A 24,339-nucleotide genomic window follows, 5' to 3' on the forward strand; every position below is an offset into this window, starting at 1 on the left:
CACTGCCGGAACGGGCCGGGGGGATGGAGCGGGTCCGGACCGAGCCCGCCTACGGTGCGTTCGTCATGCTGCGGGTGGGCTTCGCCGTCCTGCCGATCGTCTTCGGCCTGGACAAGTTCGCCAACGTGCTGGCCGACTGGGATGGTTACCTCGCTCCCTGGATCGTGGCGCTGCTGCCGTTCAGCGCACACACGGCCATGCTGATCGTCGGCGTGGTCGAGGTCGTCGCGGGCGTCCTGGTGGCGCTGAAGCCTCGATACTGCGCGTACGTCGTCGCCCTGTGGCTCGCCGGCATCGTGGTCAACCTGCTGACCTACCCCGGCTTCTACGACGTCGCGCTGCGCGACGTCGGGCTGCTGCTCGGCGCCCTCACGCTGGGCCGGTTGGCCAGCGTCTACGATCCGCCGCTCCGGAGCCGGGACGGCGCTCGCTGAACCGCGCTGGCGGGCTGACGGTCGGCCGTCAGCCCGCCGCTGGAGTCGTGCTGCGCAGGCGGTTCCCGGCGAGCGATTGCTGCCTGGCTCACATCGACGACGTGGTGCCAAGGTCCGGAATCTCGGCGACCACGCCGAGCAGCGGCGGGTGGAGCGCGATCGCCACTCCGAGCCCGACGAGGGCGACACCGACGAACCTCGGCAACGCCCAGCCCCTCCGCCAGACCTTCTCACCGATGAAGACGAGGCTCAGCACCGCCATCCAGAGAAGGTTCATGAGCCCGACGACGAGAAGCACGGTCATGAGTGCCCAGCAACACCCCAGGCAGTACGTCCCCTGGAGGAACCCGGCGCGTACCGCTGATCGCGCTCCGCCGGCGAAGTCGTGGCGGGCGACGAAGGCCAGAGGGCTGCGGCACGTGCGCAGACAAACGGTCTTCCAGCCAGTGAACTGGTAGAGCCCCGCGGCGACGAGGATGCCCCCGGCGGCGACGGGAAGCCACTCAGTTTCCCCGCCGCCCGTAGCGACATCGCGGAGCAGCACGAGAACGGCGAAGGGGACCACCCCAGCTACGGACCACGTCGAGAGATATCCCGCGACGAGCGCCGCCGTCGTCCAAGGCGAGTCGCCGCGTCGCCTGCCGACGAGGCGGTGAGCGGCGACGAGCGGCACAGCGGTCGGAAACATCATCGCGACCATCATCCCGACCCACATGCCCAGGAATGTCGGTGCGGCGAGCGTCATGGCCATAGGCGCGGCCACCTGCGCCAGCCCGTCGACCATCCCGTGCATCGCCGTCGACCGAGCGACGAGCGCCCATGCCACGCCGGCAAGCGTCAGGAGCCAGAGGGTTGCGCCGATGAGCACGCCGCGTGACAGGGCTGCGAGGGGGTCGGCCTTCGTCGCCGAAGGCCCGGCCGCCCGCCCGGCCGTGCTCACTGGTCCGGGCCGCTCCACTCGAAGGGGATGTGCTTGCTCGAGCGGCCGGCACCCCACTCGAACGACAGGGGGTAGTCAGGAACGTCGACGACCGCACTCGTCGACACGCCCCAGGTGGCGACACCGCCCGGACCGACCTCGGATCCCGGCGGGTTCACGAGCTGGACACGGGTCCCAGGAGGCGTCGTCGGTCCAGTGAGTGCCTCGGCCTCCACCGTCACCCGCCCCGGCACCTCTGCTCGCCAACGCGAGAGGTCCGCGGCGACCTCGACGCGCACCGTCGAGTACTCCTTGCCCCTGAGATCCCCAATCAGATCGGCGAAGCCGGCCGGCCATCCACCGGCGGACCCACCGAAGATCATGCTCAGAGCCTCTCGCTGGGGCTCGTCCGACCGCTCGTCGAAGAAGAGGGCCATGTTCGTCCTGGCGCCCGCCCAGATGTTGCCCTCGAAGTCTGCGACAGCAAGGACGTTCAGATCGGAGAGGTCAACCTCACCGTAGGAGCCGTCGCGAACGTGCCACGCGAGGACCCCCACGCAACGGTTCCCTGTGGGAGGTTGCGCGAACTCGCAGGGACACGGGACGTCGCAGCTGCAGACGTCGAACCAGTCGCCCTTGAGCGTCCACCGAGGAACGGCGTCCATGGCAGCTCGCCCCAATCCGTCATCGCATGAGTCACTGCCGCCATCAGTGTAAAAACCGAGCGCTACCCCCGACAAGCCCTCGCACGGGGCTACGGGGTGTGCGCCCTGTCTGAGGCGAGCGGACGCCGGTCACAGGGAAGCCGATAGTCGAACTCGTTCCGTCGCTCACCGCCGCGCGGCCTCGTAGCGCCGGAGCGCCTCGGCCCGCTCCTCCGCGTGATCGACGATCCGGTCGGGATACCCGCGGGTGAGACCGTCGGGCACCCGCCACGGCTCGTGCACCGCGGCGCCGGGGATGTGAGCGAGCTCGGGCACGTACCGGCGGACGTACTCCCCGTCGGGGTCGTAGCGCTGGCCCTGGGTGACCGGGTTGAACACCCGGAAGTAAGGCGCGGCGTCCGTGCCGGTGCCCGCCACCCACTGCCAGCCGTGGTTGTTCGAGGCGACGTCGCCGTCGCGGAGATGCTCGAGGAAGTACCGCGCGCCGTGGGGCCACCAGACGTGCAGGTCCTTGAGGAGGAAGCTCGCCACGACCATGCGCACGCGGTTGTGGATCCACCCCTCGGTGAGGAGCTGCCGCATGCCGGCGTCGACGAAGGGATATCCCGTCCGCCCCTGCTCCCACGCCCGGACGTGGTCCGCCGCGGCGCCCGCCGCGTCCTCGTAGTCCATGCCGCGCAGGTCCTCGCGCAGGTCCGCCCAGGCGGAGTCCGGGCGGTGCCAGAGCACGTCGGCGTAGAACTCTCGCCAGCACAGCTCGGCCACGAACCGCTGCGCCCCCTTCGACCGCCCGGCGGGGTGGGCGGCGACGTCGGCGAGCATCGTGCGCGGGTGGATCGTGCCGTACTTGAGGTGCACGGACATCTGGGACGTGGCGTTCAGGTCCGGGCGGTCGCGGGTGCGGTCGTAGTCGGCGAGGTCCTGCTCGAGGAACTCCTCCCACCGGGCCAGGGCCGCGTCCTCACCGGTGGGCACGACGGCGGTGGCCGGGTCCTTGTCCCACGGCAGCGGAGCCGACTCGACGGTCCGGCGCCACGCCACGCGGGCGGGGACCGGCGCAGGGGAGGGCCAGCCGTGCTCCTGCCAGGCGCGGGAGAACGGCGTGAACACCCGGAACGGCTCGCCGTCGGCCTTGCGCACCACCCCGGGCCCGACGGCGTAGGGCGTGCCCGTCGCCACGAGCGGGACGTCGCCCAGAGCGCGTTCGACGCGGCGGTCGCGGCGCCGCCCGTACGGCGTGCTCTCCCGGCTCACGTGGACGCTCGCGGCTCCGACCTCCCGCACCAGGCCCGGGATCTCGGCCTCCGGACGGCCCACGCGCACCACCAGCGCGCCGTCGAAGGACTCCCGGGCGGCAGCCAGGGCCGCGGACAGGTGGGCCCGGCGCACCGGGCCCGCCGAGGCCAGCAGCGTCGGGTCCGCGACGAACACCGGCAGGACGTCGCCGCCCGCCTCGTGCGCCGCGACCAGCGCCGGAAGGTCGTGCAGCCGGAGATCCCGGCGGAGCCACAGGAGCGCGGTCATGACCGCCATCCTCCGGGCCCGGTGATCGCTCCGCTCGTCGGCGCACACACCCGCGCCCATACCGCTGCGCCTGGCCGAGCCGGACTGGCAGGATCCGGCCATGGGTCTCGAAGCGTCCGAATCCGACGTCGCGTCCTTCCTCCGCTCGTTCCAGAGCCTGAGCCAGCTGGCGCAGCGGCAGGCGGAGGCCGACCACGCCCGAGGGCGCGAACCGCTGCTGCCCGCCCTCGAGGCCCATCTCGGCGTGGACCCACGCAGCCTCGCGGTGCTGACCGAGATGGTCAGCCCGCTCCGGATCGCGGACGCCGACGTCGCGATCGAGCGCGTGGTCGCCGGCCACGGCGGCGGCGCGCTGCTGGGTGTCGGCGGCGGGGACCAGCGTTGGCACAACGGGCTGTCGGAGATCCTGCAGGTCGCCGGGCAGTGGGGGCAGTTCCCGCTCGGGCCGGTCGACTACACCACGGTCGCGACCGGTCCCGACGAGGAGCGTGCGACCGTCAGCTACGGGCTGCACCTCTTCCGCTGCGACGGCGTCCCCGTCGTTCTTCTCCAGCGGCCGGCCGCAGTTCGGGAGCGCGCCGCAGCTCGAGGTCCTCGCGGCCGCCGACGGCGTGGCGGCCGGTGTCCTCGCCGAGATCCGCGAGGCGATGAACGTGCACAGCGTGCTGCGCGGGCAGGTGGTCACCTTCACGACCTCGCACTACGAGCCGGGCGCGGGCGGGGTCACGTTCGTCCGGCGGCCGACGGTGTCCGCCGCGGAGGTCGTCCTCCCCGAGGGCCTGCTCGCCCGGGTGGAGCGGCACGTGCTCGGCATCGGCCGGCACCGCGCCGAGCTCGCTGCGGCCGGGCAGCACCTCAAGCGCGGCGTGCTGCTCTACGGCCCGCCCGGCACGGGCAAGACCCACACGGTGCGCCACCTCGTCGGCGCGGCCCAGGACTCGACGGTCATCCTGCTGTCCGGCCTCTCGCTGCAGCTCGTCACCCAGGCGGCGGACACCGCCCGTGCGCTGCAGCCGGCGATCGTCGTGCTCGAGGACTGCGACCTCGTCGCCGAGGAGCGCGGCCACTTCTCCTCCTCGCCGCTGCTCTTCGAGGTGCTGGACGCGCTCGACGGCCTCGCCGCCGACTGCGACGTCGTCTTCCTCCTCACCACGAACCGGGCGGACGTGCTGGAGCCGGCGCTCGCGCAGCGGCCCGGCCGCGTCGACCTCGCCGTCGAGATCCCGCTGCCCGACGCGCGGGCCCGGCGCGCGCTGCTGGACCTCTACGCCGCGGAGCTGCCGTTCGGCCCGGACGTCCTCGACGAGGTCGCGGTGGGCGCCGAAGGCACGACCGCCTCGTTCGCCAAGGAGCTCGTCCGCCGGTCGGTGCTCCGTGCGGTGGAGCGCCAGGGAGAGGTCAGCGACGACGACCTTCGTACGTCGCTGGAGGAGATGATGGCGGACGGCGGCGCCCTCACCCGCGTCCTGCTGGGCGGTGCCGGCCCGGCCGACCGTCGGGGGCGGGCGTCTGGCGCCGGTCCCGAGTTCGCGACCTTTCCCGGCGTCGTACCCGCCTCCGGGCCAGCTGCGAGCGCGGTGGCCGCGGGCTGGGACGAGTGAGCCTGCGCGGATCTGCGGCGCCCGGAGGCCGGGCGCCGGTGCGAGGCGGGAGCTCCGGAGGCGGGACCGGCGGCGAGTCCGGGTTCAGTCCGGCGGGAGATGCTCACCTGTGCGGACAGCGGTGACGACGTCGGTGATGGCGCGTGCCGACGCGCCGGCACCACGCCGGTCGTCGAGCACGCCGGCGTGCGTCGCTTCCGTGAAGCGGTGGCTGCTGGCGGTGGACAGCGACATCATCCGGTCGTGGGCGTCAGCGAAGCCCTCGGCGTGCTGCTCCCCGGTGCTGGTGAGGACGACGAGCGGCATGCTGCCGAGGGTGGTCAGCTGCTGGGCCTGGCTGAACAGCGCGGGCATGGTGGCGAAGTCGTCGCGGTAGTTGCGCCAGCCCCGGGGGCTCGCCGCGAACGCCTCCGCCTGTCGCGCCGCTCCCTCGGGCAGGTCGGTCTCGGAGCCCGGCAGGAGGTAGCCCAGCCCCAGGCGTGCCGCGCTGGGCAGCAGCGCGATCGGGCCGAGAGTGTCGAGGCCCGGGGAGACGCCGCCGGCCGGAGTCGCGTAGAGGTTGGACGCGTCGAGCAGAACCACTCCCGCGACCTGCTCGGGATACCGGGCGGCGAAGGCCATGGAGTGTGCGCCGCCGATCGAGTGGCCGGCGAGCACGTACGGCCCGGCCTCGCCGGCGGCGTCGAGCAGCGTGTCCAGATCGGCGGCCGCCTGGAACCCGTCCTGCGCCCGTGGCACGTCGTCGCTCCAGCCCTGCCCGGCGCGGTCGTAGGCGCACACCCGGGTGGTGCGGCTGACGGCCGGCGCGACGAGGCTCCAGTGCGGGGAGAACTCCCCCTGGCCGCTCTGCAGCACGACGGTGGGGCTGCCAGACCCGGTGCAGTGCAGGTGGAGCCGGTGGCCGCCCACGTCGTAGGTCGTCCCGGGCGCCGGGTCGCCGCGGCCGGCGGACGCCACGCCGATCGTGGTGACCATGCCCCCCGCGGCGGCAGCGGCCATGAGGACCGCGACGGGGTAGAGGGCCCACCGGCCGCCTCGAGCGGGTGTCGAGCGGCGCACACGCACGCTCACCCAGACGGCCAGGGCAAGCAGGACAGGGGGCCAGACCCACCCCGCCATGGTGAGACCGCGGTTGCCGGGCGCGAGGATGATCAGGGCCAGACCGGTCGCCGTCATGGCGGCGGCCGGGACCAGGGCCCAGCGCTGAGGGTGGTCGGTCATCCGCACGGACAGGACCGCCAGCAGGGCCCAGCCGAGCCCGAGGCCCAGCAGCGCCGCCCCGGTGATGACGGGCTCGTCCGCCCCGCCGAAGGCGACCATGGTCAGGACGCCGGCGAGGACCGGTCCGGCCAGCAGGGAGCCCACGACGATCCGGCGGACCCCGCGGGCGCCCGCGCCGTCACGCCCGTCGGAGGAGGGCGACCGGTGGTGCGCGCCGCCGTCGTCACGGACGAGCTCGCGGTCGGCATCTGTTCGCATGACGGCTCCCGGGACGGGCGTGTCCTCGATGCTGCCAGCGTGACCTCTGACCGCCGGTGGCGCCAGGGGGTTCGGCGAGGCGTCCACGACGCCTGGTCGAGCCTCGGCGCTGGCGCACCCCTGGGTCAGCGGGGCGGCGAGGACGGCCCGACGGCGGAGCGGAGCCGGGTCTCCCGTCTCACCGGGCCGACCGGGGCACCAGGTCCTGCAGGCGCCGCACCGGGCGGTCAGCCAGACGCCACAGCAGGCAGCCGGCGGCGACGGCCGCGACGGTGGCGCCCAGCGGGCTGGCGATGAGGCCGAGGACCTGGAACTGGACGAGGTAGACGTAGAGCGAGGCGGCCGCGAGGAGGCCGATCAGAGGAACCAGCCGCGCGGGGACACGTACCTCCGGCAGGAACGCCAAGACCGCGATGCCCGTCAGGACGGTGGCGTTGCGCACGGGGTCGTCCGGGAAGAACGTCGCTCCGCCCACCACGGCGACGGCAAGGGTCACCAGGCGGCGCAGGCGAGTGTCGGCGTGCGCCACCGCCGCCCCGACCGCGAACAGCCAGAACGTGGTCGGCATGATCCCGCGCAGCACGCCCTCCCCGAGGTGGAGGACCGTGAAGCGCGGCACCAGCGCGAGGACCGCGACGGCGGCCGCGACGCGCCAGGGGTCGCGGAGCCAGGCGCGGGACACCGCCGGGACCGACAGGACGGCGGTGAGCACCAGCGTGCACGCGACGAGCGCGTCGACGAACCACAGCTCGTTGCGGAACCCGTAGGTGACGTCCCCGAGCATCCAGTTGGCCAGGGCGACGTTGGCCCACCCGTACCGGTCCTGCGTCACCAGACCGAACAGGGCGACCGCCATGGTGGGGACCGCGACCCCCACGAGGAGGCGGGCGGTCGAGCGCCAGCGACCGGTCGCCGTCGGGGCGGACAGACCGAAACGGGCGGCGTTGAAGCCCGCCACCGCGAGGAGGGTGTGCGCGCCCCCCAGGACGCGGAAGAGGTCGGCGTGCGAGCCGCAGATGATCACCACGGCGATCGCGCGCAGCAGCACCGAGCTCTCCACGGTCCGCCACCACTGCCGCTCGGGCCGGTCGGCACGGGCACCGGTGCGGTGCGCCGGCTCGCCCTCGGGCGGGGAGCCGGCGTGGCGCGAACGCCCCAGCTCCACGAGCTCCAGAAGGGGGCGGTGGTGCCAGCCGCGGGGGAGCGGGCCGACGAGGCCCTCGAGCCGGACCGAGGCCTGCACGTGACTGAGGGAGTCGCCGCCCTCCTCCACGAAGGTGCGCTCCAGGTCGACGGCGTCCGTGCCGAGCACGTCGCCGACGGTGCGGGCCACGCGCACGGCGAGCGAGGGGCTGGCGCCGACCGCCTCGGCGGTGCGCAGCCGTGCCTCCTCGCAGGCGTCGGGCGAGCCGCCACGCGCCAGCGCGGCACAGCCGAGGCGGTCGACCTTGCCGTTACCCAGGCGAGGCAGCTCCACGACGGCGACCGCCACCGGCGCCGGGCCAAGGCCGGAAGCCTCGCCGGCGAGGCGTCGCGCCCGGCCGGCGGTCTCCGTGGCGCTCGTGCCCGGCTCCGGCTCGACCGCCACGGTGAGGCCCGTGTCGTCACCGCCCACGCACGCGCTCAGGCCCGCGGACTCGAGGGCCCGCTCGACCGTCGCGAGGTCGACGCGCAGCCCCATCACCTTGACGAACCCGGAACGACGCCCGTCCAGACGCAGGAGGCCGTCCGGCCCCACCCGGCCCAGGTCGCCCGTGCGCAGCTCGGTCAGCATGGCGCCCAGGGCCAGGTCGTCCAGATGCTCGGCGTAGCCCATCATCACGCCGGGGCCGCGCACGACCACCTCCCCGGAGCCGCCGGCGGCCTCGGGCACGGAGGTGTCGAGCTCGACGGAGGTCCCGGCCACGGGGCGCCCCACGGCGTCCGGGTGGTCGGCGACCAGCGCGGGGTCGAGCACGCAGATCCGGGCCGTGGCCTCGGTCTGCCCGTACATCACGGCCAGATCCCAACCGTTCTCACGGCCCAGGGCGGCGGTGCGAGCCACGCGGTCGGGGTGCATCCGGCCCCCCGCCTGGGCCACCAGGCGCAGCGAGGGGTGCGGCCGCCCGAGCACGCCGGTGGACTCCATGAGCTCCACCATGTGCGGCACGACCGCCAGCGTCGTGACCCGGCGCTCGTCCACGACGTCCCACAGCGACTCGTCCAGGACGGAGCCGTCATGCAGCAGCACCGATGCGCCGGCCACCAGGTGGGAGTGAAGGACGGACAGCCCGAAGCAGTAGTGCAGCGGCAGGCTGGTGATCGCGCGGTCGGCGCCGGTGATCCGCAGCGCCTCGGCGATCGCGGCGGCGTTGCTGAGGAGGTTCGTGCGGGACAGCCGCACCAGCTTGGGCGACCCGGTGCTGCCGGACGTGCTCAGCAGCAGCGCGAGGTCGGGGTGCAGGAGGTGACGGGCGTCCGGCGCCGTCACCTCGAACGGCGATGCCGGGTCACCGGTCGCCCTGACGTCGGGCCGGTAACGATCGACTATGGCGGCCGTGCGGTCGTCGTCGTCGGTCACGAGCGCGACGTGACCCGCCTCGAGGGTGGCCAGGTACGCCATCACGCTGTCGAGGTCAGCGCGCAGCGGCAGGTGCACGAGCCGCCGGCCCCGGGCGACGTCGGGGAGCCGGCCGGCGACGTCCGCGACCCGGGCACCCAGCTCCTCGTACGTGACGACGTCGCCCGAAGCGGTGAGCAGAGCGGGTTGCCCGCGCATCCCCGCGTCCGCCGGCAGCAGCAGCGTGCTGCCGGGGCGTGGGGAGACCGAGGTCGTCAGAGTTGCCACGGCAGGTGAGGCTAGCCTTACCTATATAGGACATACAAGCAGGAGGTAATCGGGTGGCCGAGGTGTGGTGGTCCTCCCTCGCCGCGGCGGACCGGGACCTGCTTGCCGTGCTCGACGACACCGAGCGGGCGCGGGTGGAGTCGCTCGAGCGTCCGGCCGACCGTGGCCGGTCGTTGCTCGGCGCGGCCCTGCTGCGCGCGGCGGTCGCCGCCCGTCTGGGCACGGACCCGGCTCAGGTGGTGGTCGACCGCACCTGCACCGAGTGCGGCGCGCCCCACGGAGCGCCGCGGATCGTCCGGCCCGGCACGGCAGTGCCGTGGGTGTCGGTCTCCCACTCCGGCCTGCTCGTCGTCGTCGCCCTGAGCGGGCACGGGCCGGTCGGCGTCGACGTCCAGCGGGAGTCCGACCTGCCCGGTCCCGACGCCGGCCGGGACTGGGTGCGACGCGAGGCGGCGTTCAAGGCCACGACCACCGCTCGGCGCGACGGCCATGCGGCGGCGCGGTGGACGGCGGACGCGGTGGCCGCGGCGACGGTCGACCTGCGGCCACCGCTGGCCGGCTACGCCGCCGCGCTGGCCATGCTCGGTGAGTCCGACGGTCTGCACGCGTGCCACCGGTGGCCCGGCGACCGGACGGCCGCGTGAGGAGCACCTCGGGGGCTCGGCCGGCTCAGCTCGATGTGACCAGCCTGGCCGCGACGTCGTCGAACGCCGGCAGCGCCCGTTCGATCGTGTCCATCGTCGCCGTGAGGCTGATGCGGAAGTGCTCCGGCCGGTCGAACAGCGTCCCGGGCATCACGTAGACGCCGCGCTCGGCGAGGGCGGCGACGAAACGGGCCGCGTCGCCCCCGGGGGCGTCGCCCCAGAGGTAGAAGGTCCCCTCCGGCCGGCCGATCCGGTACCCCGAGCTCCGGAGCGCCCCGAGCATGCGGTCGCGCTTGCGGGTCAGCTCGCCGAGGTCGATCGAGACGTCCTCGAGGTCCGCGACGGCGTACTGCATGATCGCGTCCGGGAAGCCCCAGCCCATCGCCAGCTGGACCGGCATCAGGGCCTCTCGCAACGCCTCGCGCTCGGGCACCGGCAGCAGCGGCGACAGCGCGAGGTAGCCCAGGCGCTGCCCCGGCGCGAGCAGCACCTTGCCGTAGCTGTAGTCGACGAGCGTCCAGGGGTAGCAGGCGGCCGGGCTGACGAAGGGGACGCCGTCGAACCGGATCCGCCGGTACGGCTCGTCCGACAGCAGCCAGATCCGGCGCCTGTTCCGCGCGGACGCGGCCTCCAGGAGGTCGGCGAGCGCGTCGAGCTGCTCCCGCGGGTAGACCCGGCCCGTGGGGTTGGCGGGGGAGTTCACGACGACGAACCGCGTGCGCGGCGTGATCGCCCGCTCGACGGCCGCGAGGTCGAGGTCGTACGTCTCCGGGGCGAGCGGGGCCTTCACCGGCACCATGTCCACGAGGCGGAGCATCGGTGCGTAGCAGAACCACCCGGGCGTCGGCAGGATCACCTCGTCGCCGGCGTCGCCCACCAGCCGCAGCGCCAGCGCGATCGCCCCGAACGCGCCCTGGGTGAGCGCGACGTCCTCGGGGGCGAAGCCAAGCCCCAGCTCCGAGCTCAGCGCGGCTGCGATGACCTCCCGCGGCTCGTTCTCGTTGGCCTTGTAGGCGAACCAGTCCACCGTCTGCGGCACCACGTGCGCCGTGATGGCTCTGACAAGACCGTCGAGCGGCATCTCGTGGGGGTTGCCGAACGTGAGGTCGAGGACGTCGTCGCGGCCCTCCATCTCCCGCAGCGATGCGAAGAACGCCGTGACCGCCTCGATCTCGCCGACGGCGGCCCGGGCCCGGGTCGACACTTCTGTTCGTGTGAGCGCCATGGGGGACCTCCTCGTCCGACGAACACCTCCATCATCCGCTCGCGACGCGCCCGGACGAACGCGGAGTACAGGGTTTTCGTGGCCCCGGGTGCCGGCCGCACCAGGACCTTCCGCCCCACGCCTGCGGCGGGCAGACGTGTGAACCGCAAGCTTCGACCCGGCGTGCGCTCGCACCCAGCGCGGTGAACCGTCTGGGGCGGCCGGGCGTCACCGACAGCGGGGGAGCACGGACGGTGCACCGCTGTCGCCGACGGCGGGTCAGCCCGCCAGCGCCAGGGCGACGAAGCCCACGCCCGCCGGGACGTCGAGGAAGAGGCACGCTTCCGCGAGCGACCGGGGAACCACCTGGCGACGGCGGAGGTGGACGGCGTCCCAGACGGCGTGAGTCGCGAGCGTGAGACCGGCGAGGGCCAGCCCGATCCTCGGCGCGTCGAGAAGCAGCGCCACCGCCGCCAGCCCCCCGAACCCCAGGAGCGCCGCGCTCTGGGCGGACAGCGGCGCGCGCGGCGCCCCGCGCAGCACACCCGCGACGAGCAGGACGACGGCGGCGCCGGCCACCGCGGCCCACCATGCGACGCCGAGGAGCTCCGCGACGGTCACCAGGGCGGCGAGGGCAGGGACGAGAGCCCAGGCCACCCACGGCCGCCCCAGGGCAGCGGCACCGAGGTAGCAGAGGGCGGCGACGCCGACGACGAGAGCCGGGACCTCGCGGTCCGGAGTCCCGACGAGGACCAGGGCGGCGGCGGCGAGCCCGACGACGGCCGGCCACCGGTGGGCGGCGGCGTGCCAGCGGGGCGGCTCGTCGTGGTTGAGGGTGCCGGTGGCGTGTGCAGGCAGGGCGTTCATGGTTCTCCGATCTATGCGGTCACCACGATGGTGGCCAGTTCCGCGTCGATACCCCATGGGGGTACCGTCGTCCTGGCGGGAACTCTGCTGCGCATGTCCAGAAGGCTGGGGTGGTCGTCGATGGAGCGAGTCGTCGCCGTCGTGGCGTACGACGGAGCGGAGCTGCTCGACGTCTCGTGCGTGACCTCGACGCTTCACCTCGCCACGCAGCTCGGGGGTCTGCCGCCCTACCGCACGGTGCTCCTCACGCCGGGCGGGGCGGCCATCACCTGCGACTCCGGCCTGGTGCTCGGCGGCCAGGGATCGCTGCAGCGGTGGACCGAGCCGCTCGACACCGTGCTCGTCGCGGGCGGGCTCGGTCACGAACGGGCGGCGGCCGACCCGCTCGTCGTCGGGCACGTCCGCCGGCTGAGCGCGGTGAGCCGGCGCGTCGCGTCGGTGTGCACGGGTGCCACCGTCCTCGCCGCCACCGGGCTGCTCGACGGCCGGCGGGTCACCACGCACTGGCGCTACGCCGACCGGCTCGCCGAGCAGTACCCGCAGGTGCATGTCGACCCGGTCCCGATCTACCTGCGTGACGGCAACGTCTGGACCTCCGCCGGCGTGACCAGCGCCCTCGACCTCACCCTGGCGCTGGTCGAGGAGGACCACGGCCCGGCCCTCGCCCACCGGGTGGCACGCGGTCTGGTCACCTATCTCCAGCGGCCGGGCGACCAGGCGCAGATGAGCATGTTCACCGCGGGCCCGGACCCGCGCCGCGACGCCGTGCGAGCGGCCACCGCGCTCGTCACCGCCCACCTGGACCAGCCGCTGTCGACGCACCTCATCGCCTCCGAGGTCGGGATCAGCCCGCGTCAGCTCACCCGGCTGTTCGTCGAGCACACGGGCCGGACGCCGGCGCGCTACGTCCGCCGGGCCCGGACCGAGGCCGCCGCGCACCTGATCGCCCGCACCGACCTGCCGGTCGCCACGGTCGCGCGCCGGTGCGGCCTCGGCACGGCCGAGACGCTGCGGCAGGCCTTCCTCGCCGAGTTCGGCGTGCCGCCCGCCCGGTACCGCAGGCAGGTCCGCCAGGCGTCCTGACTCTGCGGGCTAGTCCGGCCGCGGCTCGGGCACCACCCAGGAGCCGTCGCGCGGGCGCAGCGTCAGGAGCGGGTCGGGGGTCAGCGGACGGTCCGGCACCGGCCGGAGCCGCCAGCGCGCCAGGACGGTGGCGAGCGTCAGGACACCCTCGGTCCAGGCGAAGGACTCGCCGATGCACTGCCGGGTCCCGCCCCCGAACGGGAAGTACGCGAACCGCGGCCGCTCCGGCGCCTGCCCCAGGAACCGGTCCGGGTCGAAGGCCGTGGGGTCCGGCCACCAGCGAGCGTCGCGGTGGACCACCCACTGCGAGGCGAGCAGGACCGTGCCGGCCGGGATCTCGACGTCGCCGATGGCGGTCGTCACCCGCGCCTGGCGCCCCATGGTCCACGCCGGCGGGTACAGCCGGAGCGCCTCGGCCAGCACGGCCCGGGTGAGCGGAAGGCGTTCGAGGTCGTCGACCGACGGCACTCCGCGCCCGTCGCACGCCTCCCGCACCTCCGCGGAGACGCGGTCCTGCACCGACGGGTGGGCGGCCAGGAGGTGACCGGCGAACGCCAGCGCGCTCGCGGTGGTCTCGTGCCCGGCGAGCAGCATGGTGACTACCTGGTCGCGCGCGTGGCGCGGGGCGGAGTCCTCCAGCAGCAGCGAGAGCAGGTCGTCCCGCCCCGGCCCGCCCCCTGTGCGCTCGCCGACGAGCCGGGCGGTGAGCGCGTCGAGCGCCGCGGTGCCCCGGCGGACGCGCCAACGGGCGGGCGGCAGGCGGACCAGGACGCGGCCCAACGGCAGCATCAGGACCGGGTAGGCCGAGAGCACGTCCCGCACGGCGGCGGCCACGAGCTCCACGTCCTGGTCCAGGCGCGTGCCGAACAGCGTCCGGCCCGCCACGGTGAGCGTGGTCCTGACCGTCTGGGCGTGCAGGTCGAGCGGCCGGCCGGGTACCCAGCAGCCGACGACGTCGGCCGCGACGTCGACCATCTCCTCGGCGTACCGTGCGACGCGCTGCCGGCTGAACGCGGTCTGCAGCAGCCGCCGGTCGTGCAGGTGCACGTCCCCCTCGCTGGTGAGCAGCCCGTCGCCGAGCACGGCCCGCGCGCGCTGCAGGACGGGGCTCTTGCCGACGTCGTGCTGTCGGACGGTCAGCAGCTCACGGATCGCGTCGGGGTGGGAGAGCAGGACGACGGCGGAGCCGCCCACGCGGAACGCGGCGGCGTCCCCGTGCTCGCGGGCGCACCGGGTCAGGAAGCCGAGCCGGTCGCGGCGGAGCTGCAGCGCGCTGCCGACGAGCGGCGACGCGGCTGGGCCGGGCAGGTCGGCCACCGTGCGCACGTGCTCACGGTAGCGCGAGGGACGGCGCCGACTCCGGCCCCCAGACCGTCAGGTGGGCGTCAACGGCCGACCGGCTCGCTCTCGGTGGCGGGCGCCGCCTCGTACTCGGAGAGGAGCGCGACCTTCTGGGCCGACGCAGACGACTCGTCGAACCCGTGACCCAGCCACTCCTGAGCCAGCTTGCGCGCCAGCTCGAGCCCGATCACCCGCTGGCCGAAGGTCAGCACCTGGGCGTTGTTGGACTTGACCAGGCGCTCCACCGAGAAGGAGTCGTGAGCGACCGAGGCCCGGATGCCGGGCACCGTGCTGGCGGCCATCGCCACGCCGATGCCCGTGCCGCAGACCAGCAGCGCGCGGTCGGCCCGCCCCTCGGCGATCGTGCGGCCGGCGGCGACGCCGACGTGCGGGTAGGCGGTGTGCTCGTCGGCGCCGACGCCCACGTCGATGACCTCGTCCACGCGCTCGTCAGCCTCGAGGTCCCTCTTGAGGGCCTCCTTGTAGTCGAAGCCGGCGTCGTCCGAGCCGACGACGATCCTGAGTCCCATGATGTTCTCCCTCGTTGGTTTGCTGGTCAGTTCTCGAGCAGCCCGGACTCCGCCACCGCCGACATGAGCAGGGCGAAGGACGTCGCACCCGGGTCCGGCGTGCCCACGGACTTCTGGCCGAGCACGCGCGAGCGGCCGCGCCGTGCGGGGATCTCGGCCGTGGCGCGCGCCGCGTGGCTGGCCGCCTCGGCCGCCCGCGTCCAGGCCCGGGGGAGCGGCTCGCCGGACGCGAAGCGTTCGCTCAGGACGGTGGTGAAGGGCACGAGCGCGTCGACCATGGTCTTGTCGCCCGGTTCGGCGCCGCCCAGCCGCAGGATGGCCTGCCCGCCGTGCTCGACCGCCCTGACGATGTCGGCGGACCCGGCCGGCGCGTCGTCGGAGAGCGCGGCGCCGACGGCGCTCAGAGCTCCACCCCACAGTGCGCCGGACGTGCCACCCGCGGCCTCGGACCATGCCTCACCAGCCCGGACGAGCAGCGTGCGGGCACCCGCCCCGCGTGCGAGCGCGGCGGCGGCGGCGCGCCAGGCACCCGTGGTCCCGTAGCTCATGCCCTGCCCGTGGTCGCCGTCACCGGCGATCGCGTCCAGGCGTCCGAGCTCCGGTTCCGCCGCCACGGCCGTCTCCCGCAGGACCGCGAGGACGTCCGTGATCGTCTGCGCCAGCTCGCGGGACTGCGCGGAGGCCTCGGGGATGGGGTCGGCGGCGGCGACGTCGGCGGTGACCTCCCGCCGTCCGTGCTGCTGCACCGCCCCACGGCGGTAGGCGATCGTGTCGACCGGTGCGCACCACAGCTCCTCGAGCTCCGGGTCGAGGAAGGTGAGGGTCAGCGAGAGCCCGGCCATGTCGAGGGACGACATGAGCTCGCCGACCTCGGGCAGCACCGGGGTGATGCCGGCCTCCTCGAGCCGCTGGGCGACGCGCCCGTAGACGACGTAGAGCTCTTCGCTCTTCACGGTGCCGAGGCCGTTGAGGATGACGACGGCGCGTCCCGCGTACCCGTCGTGCCCGCGCTCCGGCTCCTCGGCCAGCACGCCGTCGACGAGCAGGTCCGCGACCTCGGCCGCGGTGCCCATCGGCACGTCGCGCACGCCCGGCTCCCCGTGGACGCCGAGGCCGACGCTCATCTCGCCCGCCGGGACGCTGAAGAGCGGTTCGCCGGCCCCGGGGAGCGTGCAGCCGTTGAACGCGACGCCGAGCGAGCGGGTCCGCTCGTTGGCGCGCCGCGCGAGGCGCTCGACGGTGTCGAGGTCGTCGCCCCGTTCGGCGGCCGCGCCGGCGACCTTGAAGACGACGAGGTCGCCGGTCACCCCGCGCCGGTCCGCGTGGTTCTCCGGCGTGTTTGAGGCGACGTCGTCGGAGACCGCCAGCGTGCGCACGTCCGCGCCCTCGGCGCGGAGACGCTCGGCCGCCTGGCCGAAGTGCAGGACGTCCCCGGCGTAGTTGCCGTACGTGAGCAGCACGCCGCCGCCGTTGTCGGCCGCCCGGACCACCGAGCAGACCTGCGAGGCCGACGGCGAGGCGAAGACGTTCCCGCAGGCGGCGCCGTGCGCGAGGCCGGGTCCCACCCACCCGGCGAACGCCGGGTAGTGGCCGGACCCGCCCCCGATGACCACGGAGACGGAGCCGCGCGGGCTGCACGTCGCCCGGACCACCCCGCCGTGGACGCGCTGCACGTGACCGGGATGGGCCAGCACCATGCCCGTCAGCGCTTCGTCGGCGAACTGCTTGGGGTCGTTGTAGAGGCGGGTCATCGGGATCTCCTAGCTTCGTCGCGTCGAAGTCGTACAGCATGCATCCTATTGGATATTGGTGCGCAGGCCGGTATTCGCCCGGAACGGAAGCGAAGGCCCTGTCGCCGATGGCGTCCTGAGGGCGCCCTACCGACCTACGGCACGCGGGCGGGCTCCGGCTCGCGCGCGGCGGTCTCTCTCCGCAACGACAGCTTGGCGGCGAGGATGGTTCGCAGGTAGTCGCGGTTGCGGGCGGCCACGGAGAGCCCGTCGCCGCCGTAGTGCTCGACGCAGAAGGTTCCGGCGAACCCTGCGTCGAGCGCCATCTCGACCACCGCCCGGTAGTTGATGAAGCCGAGCTCGAGCGGTGCCGGCGCGCTGAAGTAGGCGCCGGTCGCGATGTCGAAGTCCCGGTAGTAGTTCTTCACGTGCATGTAGTTGGTGTGCGGCAGCATCTTCTCGAACTGCGTGCGCCAGTCCTCGACCGGCCGGTGGAGGCGGATGAGGTTGCCGACGTCGGGGTTGAGGCCGACGTTCTCCAGGCCGATGTCCGTCACCATCCGCACGCAGGAGTCCGCCGTGCCGAGATAGGTGTCCTCGTACATCTCGAGGGACAGCGCCACGCCCCGCTCGGCGGCGTACACGCCCAGCTCCCGGAACGTCGTGACGGCGTGGCGGTACACCTCGGGGTCGTCCGGGTCGGCGGCTCCGGGCTCGTGCCAGAACCACATGGCGGCCTGCTGGTCCGCAGTGAGCGGCTGGTGCAGACCGAGGCAGACGGTGCCCACCCCGAGCTCCACCGCCGCGTCGATCGTGCGGTACGAGTAGGCGACGTTGCTCGCGGCGGTGACGGGGTCGTGGTCGACGACGGAGCGGCGCGAGACGGAGATCGCACTGACGCCCAGTCCCTCCTCCCGGAGGAGCTGGCGGAGGGAGCGCAGGCGCCCCGCGGGGAGGTCGCCCACCGCCAGCCACGTGTCGGTGAGGTCGACATGATCGAAGCCGGCGAGCCGGACCTCGCGCAGCACGTCGGACCATGCGGCGTCGTCGGCCATGGCGGTGCTTGTGCCGTCCGGCAGCGTGCCGGGATACTGCAGCAGCGCGGCGCCGATGGGCCACGTCTCGGAAGTCCAGGACAACATCGTCTCCTTCTAGGGTCTCCAGAGATCCTGGAGCATATAGGATGTTGCGAAGAGTACATGAAACATCTTGAGAGGGGATACGTATGGCGACTCGTACGACGCACCTGACCCGGAAGGTGCTCAGGGACGACGTCCACGACGCCCTGCTCGAGATGCTCATGACGCAGCAGCTGGCTCCCGGCCAGTCGCTGAGCATCGACTCGCTCGCCCGGCAGCTCGGAGTGTCGCCGACGCCGGTGCGCGAGGCGCTGGTCGAGCTGGAGCACACGGGTCTGGTCACGCGGGCCGCGCTGAAGGGGTACACGGTGACGTCCCCCTTGTCGGCCCGTCAGATGGCGGAGCTCATCGACGCGCGGCAGGTCATCGAGCTCGCCGCGGTCGAGCGGGCCGTCCGGACGCCGGGCATCGTGGAGTCGCTCAAGGACGTCCACGCCGACCACGAGGCCGTCATCCGGCGCTACGGGCTCGACGGACCGGCCGGCGTGCGTGAGGCCACCCAGGACCAGATCCTCGAGTGCTTCCGGGCGGACTGGGCGTTCCACGAGGCGATCATCCGCTCGTGCGGGAACCGTTTCATCCAGCAGATGGCCTCGATCCTGGGCGCGAACGTGCACCGGATGCGCCAGACGATGGACGTGGGGCTGACTGACGCGATGGACGCACTCCACGAGCACGCCGAGATCGTGGCGGCCTTCGAGGGCGGCGACCCGGCCACCGCCGTGGAGGCCATGCGCAAGCATCTCGAGCTGGTCTCAGGGCGGGCGCAGGCGGAGGCCGCGAACCCGGAGTAGCCGCCCACGCTGTACACCGATCAAAGATCCAATAGGATCACGCAAGACAGTCCAGCGCGCCCGGAGGGCTGTGGGCTCGACGGCGAGACGCGCGGCGCAGCTGCCGTGACGACCGTGGGCCGCGGCTCCGGAGCGGGACCGTCACGGGCGCCCGGCACCGCGGGGCGTGCGTCACTACCACGAGGAGAACCATGACCATGACCGAAGCGACCCGCCCCCGGCTCGCGCTCACGCTGGGCGACCTCTCCGGCGTCGGGCCGGAGCTGGCGATGAAGCTGCTCGCCGTCGAGGAGAACCGGGAGAAGGCCGAGATCTACCTGCTGGCCTCCCAGACCGAGGTGGACCGCTTCGCCGCGGAGGTCGGGGTGCAGGTGCCGACGGCGACCGAGCCGGGGCCGGGACTGGTCACGCTCGTGGGGTCGAAGCTGGCCGACCGGCCGGTCGAGCGGGGCGTCGCCTCCACCGCCGGGGGCGCCCGGGTGCTCCAGGACCTGCTCGACTGCCTCGACCTGTACAAGCAGGGGAAGGTCGACTCGATCATGTTCCTGTCCCTCAACAAGTCGGCCCTGCACGACGCCGGCATGCACGAGGAGGACGAGCTGCGCTGGTTCGCCAAGGAGCTCGACCACGACGGCGTGACCTCGGAGCTGAACTTCGTCCCCGGTCTCACGACCTCCCGCGTGACGTCCCACTGCGCGATCAAGGAGGTGCCCGAGCGCATCAGTGCGCGCTCGGTGCTCGACGCGATCCGCCTCCTCAACGACGTCGTCAGCGCGAACGGGATCGAGAAGCCACGCCTCGCGGTGTGCGCCCTCAACCCGCACGCCGGGGAGAGCGGCCAGTTCGGCCGCGAGGAGATCGACCACATCGCACCCGGTGTCCGGCTCGCGCAGGTCGAGGGCATCGACGCCATGGGCCCGTACCCGTGCGACACGATCTTCATCGCCGCGCGCGACGGCGAGTACGACGGCGTGGTGACGATGTACCACGACCAGGGACAGATCGCGATGAAGCTCATGGGCTTCGACCAGGGCGTGACGGTCCAGGGTGGCCTCCCGGTGCCCATCGCGACGCCGGCGCACGGCACGGCGTACGGCATCGTCGGGCAGAACAGGGCGAACCTGGGCCCGACGCAGCGTGCGTTCGACATCGCGGTCCAGCTCGGTCGCCGCTCGCTGCGGGAGCGTGTGCCGGCCACCGTCTGACGTGACGCGAGGGGCCGGCCCGTGGGCCGGCCCCTCGCGCGCTCACAGCGTCGGCGTCCCGCGCCGCGCCGCAGCAGCGCGCCGGGGCCCGGGGTCAGGCCCGGTGGGTGCCCGCCCGGGTCGCCGCCTCGTCGACCACCTGCGCGAGCGCCGAGGGGTCGTGGGCGAAACGGCCGAGAAAGAGCCCGTCGACGGCGTCCCCGAGCTCGGTGAGCAGCCCCGGACCTGCGGAGCCGCCGTAGATGAGCGTGGTCTCTCCCGCGGCGTCGCCGAGGCCCGCCCGGATCCCGTCGCAGACCGCGCGGACGTGGTCCGCCGGTGCCGGCTCGGTCGCGCCGATCGCCCAGTACGGCTCGTAGGCGATCCACACCTCGGTCCGCACCGTGACCTCCGCGAGCGCGCGCTCCACCTGCCGGACGCAGTCACGGGCGGCGGCCTCCGGTGTCGACCGGTCCGCCTCGCCGACGCACAGCAGGGGGACGAGGCCGTTGCGCACCGCGGCGGCCGTCTTCGCGGCGACCAAGGCGTCGTCCTCGCCGAAGATCGTGCGCCTCTCGGCGTGCCCGATCTCCACGCAGGAGCAGCCCAGTGCTGCGAGGTCCGCGCCGGAGACCTCCCCGGTGAAGGCGCCACGGTCGGCGGGGCCGAGGTTCTGGGCCCCGACGAGTGCCGCGGTGGACGAGAGCGTCTCGCAGGCCGCGGGCACGGTAAGAAAGTCCGGCAGCACCGCCAGACGCACGTCGCCGGCGGCGACTGCGGGGCGGCCGGCGAGGTCCCGCACGGCGTCGAGGTACTCCAGGGAGCGCGTACGGTCGAAGTACATCTTGAGGCTCACGGCCACGAGCGGTCTGGTCATCAGATCCTCCGGGATCGGCGGGACGGTGGGGGGAACGAACTCCCGGAGTCACCCGGTCGACCACGACGGCGAAGGACGCCGGCCGATTCGATTGCGTCAGGGCTCCGTGAGGTGGCACACTCCCTCGTGTAATAGATCCTATGGGATCGATGCTGTAGTGATGGTCGAGCATGGTGGCTCGCTTGCAAGGAGGCAACCGTCGATGAGGAAGTACGGGGACAGGTCGTGAACCAGACCGCAAGAATGGCCGCGGGCCCGTGGGTGATGCGGCTCGTGCTGCTCGTCCTGGGCGTCGCCGCGCTCGTCGGTGGCATCGGCTACGGCCTGCGCACGCCCGAGGGCCTCGTCGGCGCAGGCCTGATGCCGGCGCTCGCCGGCCTGGTGATGGTCGTCGCCTCCCTGTGGGAGGCCGCCAGGGCGCTGCGCGAGGGGCGCGCACCGACGGCGGTCACCGACGTGGGGACGGCCGCGGCGCCGGGCGTCGAGGACGCGCCGGCCGAGCTCGACGTCTTCGGGCGCAGCGCCGGGCAGCGCAACCGCGCCGTGGTCATGGTCTTCGTCGTGATCCTGCTGGCCGTGGTCCTCGCGCACGTGGTGGGCCTGCTCCTCGCGCTGACCGCGATGGTCATGGTGCTGCTCGGCATCGTGGAGAAGATGCCGTGGTGGGTGGCGCTCGTCGGCGGCGCCGCCGCCTTCCTCTTCGGGTACCTGGTGTTCGGCGTGGCACTCAACGTGCCGCTGCCCACCGGAATGCTCGGCCTGGTCTGAGAGAGAAGACAAGATGCTCGAGAACATCGTCCTGGGGTTCCAGACCTCGCTGACGCCCGAGAACCTGCTCTGGTGCCTCATCGGTGTGGTCCTGGGAACCGTCATCGGCATGCTGCCCGGCCTCGGCGCCACCACCGGCGTGGCCATCCTGCTCCCGCTGACGCTCAGCATGGAACCGGTCACGGCGCTCATCATGCTGGCCGGCATCTACTACGGCTGCCAGTACGGCGGCACGATCGCGGCCGTGCTCATCGCGACGCCCGGTGACGCCAACGCCGTCGCCACGGTCGTCGACGGCTATGCGCTCGCACGGAAGGGGCAGGCCGGCAAGGCGCTCGCGATCGCCGCGATCGGCTCGTTCGTCGCGGCCATCCTCTCGCTCGTCCTCCTCATGCTGATCGCGGCCCCGGTCGCCTCCTTCGCGCTGCGGTTCGGCCCGGCCGAAATGCTGGCGATCATGATCATGGGCCTGCTCACGATCATCTCCTTCTCCGGCGACAACCTGGCGAAGGGCCTGATCATGGCGGGCCTGGGCATCCTGCTCTCCACCGTGGGCATGTCCTCGGGCTTCGCGCAGTCCCGCTTCACCTTCGGCAGCGTCAACCTGCTCGGCGGCATCGACTTCGTCGTCGTCATGATCGGTGTCTTCGCCATCGGCGAGGTGGTCAGCCAGATCGGCACCGGCGGCGTGGAGCCCATCCGGACGCGCATGCGTGACATGGTGATCAGCTTCCGCGACATCAAGGCGTCGTTCCCGGCGATCCTGCGCGGGAGCGGGATCGGCTTCGGTCTCGGCACCCTGCCCGGAGCCGGCTCGACGCTGGCCGCCCTCGTCGGCTACGGCGTCGAGAAGCAGGTGAGCCCGAACCGGAAGGAGTTCGGCAAGGGGGCGATCCAGGGCGTGGCTGCGGCCGAGTCGGCCAACAACGCCGCCGCCAACGCGAACTTCATCCCCACGCTCGCCCTCGGCGTCCCGGGCGGCACGACCACGGCCGTCCTCCTCGGTGCCTTCGTCATGTACGGCGTCCAGCCGGGACCGCTGCTGTTCGAGAACCAGCCCAGCCTGGTCTGGGGCCTGCTGACGTCATTCTTCATCGGCAACGTCATCCTGCTGGTGCTCAACCTGCCGCTCGCGCCCGCCTTCGCGCAGGTGCTGCGCATGCGCTACGCGTACCTGTACCCGGCGATCATCTTCTTCAGCATGCTGGGTGCGTTCGCGGTCCAGAACAACCTGTTCGCCCTCCCGGTCCTGCTGGCGGCCGGCGTCGGCGGCTTCTTCATGAAGAAGTTCGACTACCCGACGGCGCCGCTGATCCTCGGTCTGGTGCTCGGCCCGATGGTCGAGAAGGCCCTCGTGCAGACGTCGTCCTTCGCGAACGGCGACCTCACGGTGATCTTCACCGAACCCCTCTCCCTCGCAATCCTCGTCGCGACGGCCCTGATCATGCTCGTGCCCGCGGTCGCCAAGCGCGTCGCCGGCCGCGGCAGGCCTGTCGTGGCCGACCCGGCACCCGCCGGGGCCGAGAGCTCCGACGACGTCCCGGTCAGGACCGGCGCCGAGGAGTGACCCAAGGATCCGGTGATCCGCACGGTCTCGCCGGTCCGCACCACCCCCCCGTCCCCGGCGCCCCCGCCGAGGGCTCGACCCACCCCCCATCTCGCAAACGAAGTTCGGTCAAGGAGGACTCACAACTATGTCTGTTCGCAGAGCAGCAGGAATCGTCGCAGGACTCGGAGCCGCGGCGCTGACGCTGGGCGCATGCTCCGGCGGAAGCTCGTCGGCCGAGGAGGAGGGCGGAGCGGCGGCGTTCGACCCGGGCGACCGGCTGACGATGATCGTGCCCATGGGGCCCGGCGGAGGCTCGGACCTCTCGGGCCGGTCGATCGCCGCGGGCCTCGAGGAGGTCACCGAGAAGACGATCTCCGTGGAGAACCAGGAGGGTGGCGGCGGCGCCGTCGGCTACGCGAACTTCCTGGGCCTGGAGGGCGACCCCTCGTACCTGCTCGCCACCGAGACCGCGCTCGTCAACCTCGCGCTGACGGAGGACGTCCCGTTCAGCTGGGAGTCGTTCACCCCGATCATGAAGGTGGGCCAGGACTCCACCATCATGGTGGTCCCGCAGGACGCGGCGTACGGCACGTGCACGGATGTCGTCGACGCGGCCCGCGCGGGTGACGTCAAGGTCTCGGTCTCCGGCGGCGTCACGGGCAACGACGCGATCCAGTTCGGCCTCATCGAGAAGGACCAGGACGTCACCTTCCAGCGTGTGCCCTACGAGTCCGGTGGCGAGGCGATCGCCGCCGTCCTCGGCGGGCACGTCGACGTCGCGCTGACCAACCCCGGCGAGGTCGTCGGGCAGCTCGAGTCCGGGGACCTCAAGGCCCTCTGCGTGATCGCCGAGGAGCGCTACGAGTACGAGGAGCTCGCCGACATCCCCACCACCGTGGAGCAGGGCATCGACGTCACGTTCTCCCAGTACCGCGGCATCATCGCCCCCGGCGGGATCTCCGACGAGGCGAAGGCCTACTGGGTCGACGCGAGCAAGAAGTACGTCGAGACCGAGTCGTTCAAGGAGTACATGGCGACCAACTACATGCAGGCGGACCCGCTGTTCGGCGACGACTTCACCTCCTACCTCGAGCAGTACGAGGCCGACCTGGCCGCCGGGCTCGAGTAAGCAGCACCGCTGACGGTGGGGTGGTGGCGCGGCGCCGCCACCCCACCGCCG

Annotated in this window: 21 protein-coding genes; 9 read left to right on the forward strand and 12 right to left on the reverse strand. The window is 73.1% G+C overall.

Features of this window, described 5'->3' with window-relative positions:
* The first annotated feature begins 23 nt into the window (after positions 1–23).
* Positions 24–434: a hypothetical protein gene (locus ABD774_RS12855; RefSeq protein WP_345041785.1), complete on the forward strand. Its 411-nt coding sequence runs from the start codon at positions 24–26 to the stop codon at positions 432–434.
* Positions 435–522: 88 nt separating this feature from the next.
* On the opposite strand, the gene ABD774_RS12860 is transcribed toward ABD774_RS12855, so the two are convergent.
* The 3 genes from ABD774_RS12860 to ABD774_RS12870 form a co-directional block, all read right to left on the reverse strand.
* The gene (locus tag ABD774_RS12860; RefSeq protein ID WP_345041787.1) at positions 523–1,260 is read right to left on the reverse strand and encodes a DUF2182 domain-containing protein; all 738 of its coding nucleotides are present in this window, start codon (positions 1,258–1,260) and stop codon (positions 523–525) included.
* Between the two features lie 110 nt (positions 1,261–1,370).
* A complete protein-coding gene (locus ABD774_RS12865) occupies positions 1,371–2,018 on the reverse strand; it encodes a DUF1326 domain-containing protein (RefSeq protein ID WP_345041788.1) in 648 nt (215 codons plus the stop codon).
* A gap of 165 nt (positions 2,019–2,183) precedes the next feature.
* Positions 2,184–3,542 (reverse strand): cryptochrome/photolyase family protein, encoded by a 1,359-nt coding sequence (locus ABD774_RS12870; RefSeq protein WP_345041790.1) that lies wholly within the window; start codon positions 3,540–3,542, stop codon positions 2,184–2,186.
* Between the two features lie 488 nt (positions 3,543–4,030).
* Here ABD774_RS12870 and ABD774_RS12875 point away from each other — a divergent pair, with 488 nt between their 5' ends.
* A complete protein-coding gene (locus ABD774_RS12875) occupies positions 4,031–5,143 on the forward strand; it encodes an AAA family ATPase (protein ID WP_345041792.1) in 1,113 nt (370 codons plus the stop codon).
* 84 nt (positions 5,144–5,227) lie between these two features.
* Here the strand turns inward: ABD774_RS12875 and ABD774_RS12880 are convergent, their stop codons facing one another.
* Positions 5,228–6,622 (reverse strand): alpha/beta fold hydrolase, encoded by a 1,395-nt coding sequence (locus ABD774_RS12880; protein ID WP_345041795.1) that lies wholly within the window; start codon positions 6,620–6,622, stop codon positions 5,228–5,230.
* 178 nt (positions 6,623–6,800) lie between these two features.
* The gene (locus ABD774_RS12885; RefSeq protein ID WP_345041797.1) at positions 6,801–9,449 is read right to left on the reverse strand and encodes an AMP-binding protein; all 2,649 of its coding nucleotides are present in this window, start codon (positions 9,447–9,449) and stop codon (positions 6,801–6,803) included.
* A gap of 53 nt (positions 9,450–9,502) precedes the next feature.
* Here ABD774_RS12885 and ABD774_RS12890 point away from each other — a divergent pair, with 53 nt between their 5' ends.
* On the forward strand, positions 9,503–10,093 hold the full coding sequence (locus tag ABD774_RS12890) for a 4'-phosphopantetheinyl transferase family protein (RefSeq protein WP_345041799.1): 591 nt from the start codon (positions 9,503–9,505) through the stop codon (positions 10,091–10,093).
* Positions 10,094–10,118: 25 nt separating this feature from the next.
* Here ABD774_RS12890 and ABD774_RS12895 read toward each other — a convergent pair whose 3' ends face one another.
* Positions 10,119–11,318, reverse strand: coding sequence for an aminotransferase class I/II-fold pyridoxal phosphate-dependent enzyme (locus tag ABD774_RS12895; RefSeq protein WP_345041801.1), 1,200 nt, complete (start codon positions 11,316–11,318; stop codon positions 10,119–10,121).
* A 258-nt stretch (positions 11,319–11,576) separates the two neighbouring features.
* The gene (locus ABD774_RS12900) at positions 11,577–12,164 is read right to left on the reverse strand and encodes a hypothetical protein (RefSeq protein ID WP_345041803.1); all 588 of its coding nucleotides are present in this window, start codon (positions 12,162–12,164) and stop codon (positions 11,577–11,579) included.
* Positions 12,165–12,257: 93 nt separating this feature from the next.
* Here ABD774_RS12900 and ABD774_RS12905 point away from each other — a divergent pair, with 93 nt between their 5' ends.
* Positions 12,258–13,247, forward strand: a complete 990-nt coding sequence (locus ABD774_RS12905) for a GlxA family transcriptional regulator (RefSeq protein WP_345041805.1) — start codon at positions 12,258–12,260, stop codon at positions 13,245–13,247.
* A 9-nt stretch (positions 13,248–13,256) separates the two neighbouring features.
* Here ABD774_RS12905 and ABD774_RS12910 read toward each other — a convergent pair whose 3' ends face one another.
* The 4 genes from ABD774_RS12910 to ABD774_RS12925 all read right to left on the reverse strand — a co-directional run bounded on the left by ABD774_RS12910 (position 13,257) and on the right by ABD774_RS12925 (position 17,990).
* Complete coding sequence (locus ABD774_RS12910) at positions 13,257–14,573, reverse strand: cytochrome P450 (RefSeq protein WP_345041807.1); 1,317 nt, start codon at positions 14,571–14,573, stop codon at positions 13,257–13,259.
* 59 nt (positions 14,574–14,632) lie between these two features.
* Positions 14,633–15,118 carry a ribose-5-phosphate isomerase gene (locus ABD774_RS12915; protein ID WP_345041809.1) on the reverse strand — a complete coding sequence of 162 codons (486 nt, stop codon included), beginning with the start codon at positions 15,116–15,118 and terminating at the stop codon, positions 14,633–14,635.
* A 26-nt stretch (positions 15,119–15,144) separates the two neighbouring features.
* Positions 15,145–16,869, reverse strand: a complete 1,725-nt coding sequence (locus ABD774_RS12920; protein WP_345041812.1) for a dihydroxyacetone kinase family protein — start codon at positions 16,867–16,869, stop codon at positions 15,145–15,147.
* A gap of 134 nt (positions 16,870–17,003) precedes the next feature.
* A complete protein-coding gene (locus ABD774_RS12925) occupies positions 17,004–17,990 on the reverse strand; it encodes a sugar phosphate isomerase/epimerase family protein (RefSeq protein WP_345041814.1) in 987 nt (328 codons plus the stop codon).
* 83 nt (positions 17,991–18,073) lie between these two features.
* Between ABD774_RS12925 and ABD774_RS12930 the strand changes: the two genes are divergently transcribed.
* Together ABD774_RS12930 and ABD774_RS12935 are read left to right on the forward strand one after the other, a co-directional pair.
* Positions 18,074–18,781 carry a GntR family transcriptional regulator gene (locus tag ABD774_RS12930; protein WP_345041816.1) on the forward strand — a complete coding sequence of 236 codons (708 nt, stop codon included), beginning with the start codon at positions 18,074–18,076 and terminating at the stop codon, positions 18,779–18,781.
* Between the two features lie 197 nt (positions 18,782–18,978).
* Positions 18,979–19,986, forward strand: coding sequence for a 4-hydroxythreonine-4-phosphate dehydrogenase PdxA (locus tag ABD774_RS12935; protein ID WP_486327312.1), 1,008 nt, complete (start codon positions 18,979–18,981; stop codon positions 19,984–19,986).
* A gap of 94 nt (positions 19,987–20,080) precedes the next feature.
* On the opposite strand, the gene ABD774_RS12940 is transcribed toward ABD774_RS12935, so the two are convergent.
* Positions 20,081–20,842, reverse strand: coding sequence for a triose-phosphate isomerase family protein (locus ABD774_RS12940; protein ID WP_345041820.1), 762 nt, complete (start codon positions 20,840–20,842; stop codon positions 20,081–20,083).
* A 225-nt stretch (positions 20,843–21,067) separates the two neighbouring features.
* On the opposite strand from ABD774_RS12940, the gene ABD774_RS12945 reads away from it, so the two are divergent.
* The 3 genes from ABD774_RS12945 (at position 21,068) to ABD774_RS12955 (ending at position 24,288) form a co-directional block, all read left to right on the forward strand.
* Entirely contained in the window at positions 21,068–21,610 is a 543-nt protein-coding gene (locus ABD774_RS12945) for a tripartite tricarboxylate transporter TctB family protein (protein WP_345041822.1), read from the forward strand.
* Positions 21,611–21,623: 13 nt separating this feature from the next.
* A complete protein-coding gene (locus tag ABD774_RS12950) occupies positions 21,624–23,177 on the forward strand; it encodes a tripartite tricarboxylate transporter permease (RefSeq protein WP_345041824.1) in 1,554 nt (517 codons plus the stop codon).
* 127 nt (positions 23,178–23,304) lie between these two features.
* The gene (locus ABD774_RS12955; RefSeq protein WP_345041826.1) at positions 23,305–24,288 is read left to right on the forward strand and encodes a tripartite tricarboxylate transporter substrate binding protein; all 984 of its coding nucleotides are present in this window, start codon (positions 23,305–23,307) and stop codon (positions 24,286–24,288) included.
* Positions 24,289–24,339: the final 51 nt, after the last annotated feature.

The organism is Georgenia daeguensis, assembly GCF_039537705.1.
Lineage (GTDB): Bacteria > Actinomycetota > Actinomycetes > Actinomycetales > Actinomycetaceae > Georgenia > Georgenia daeguensis.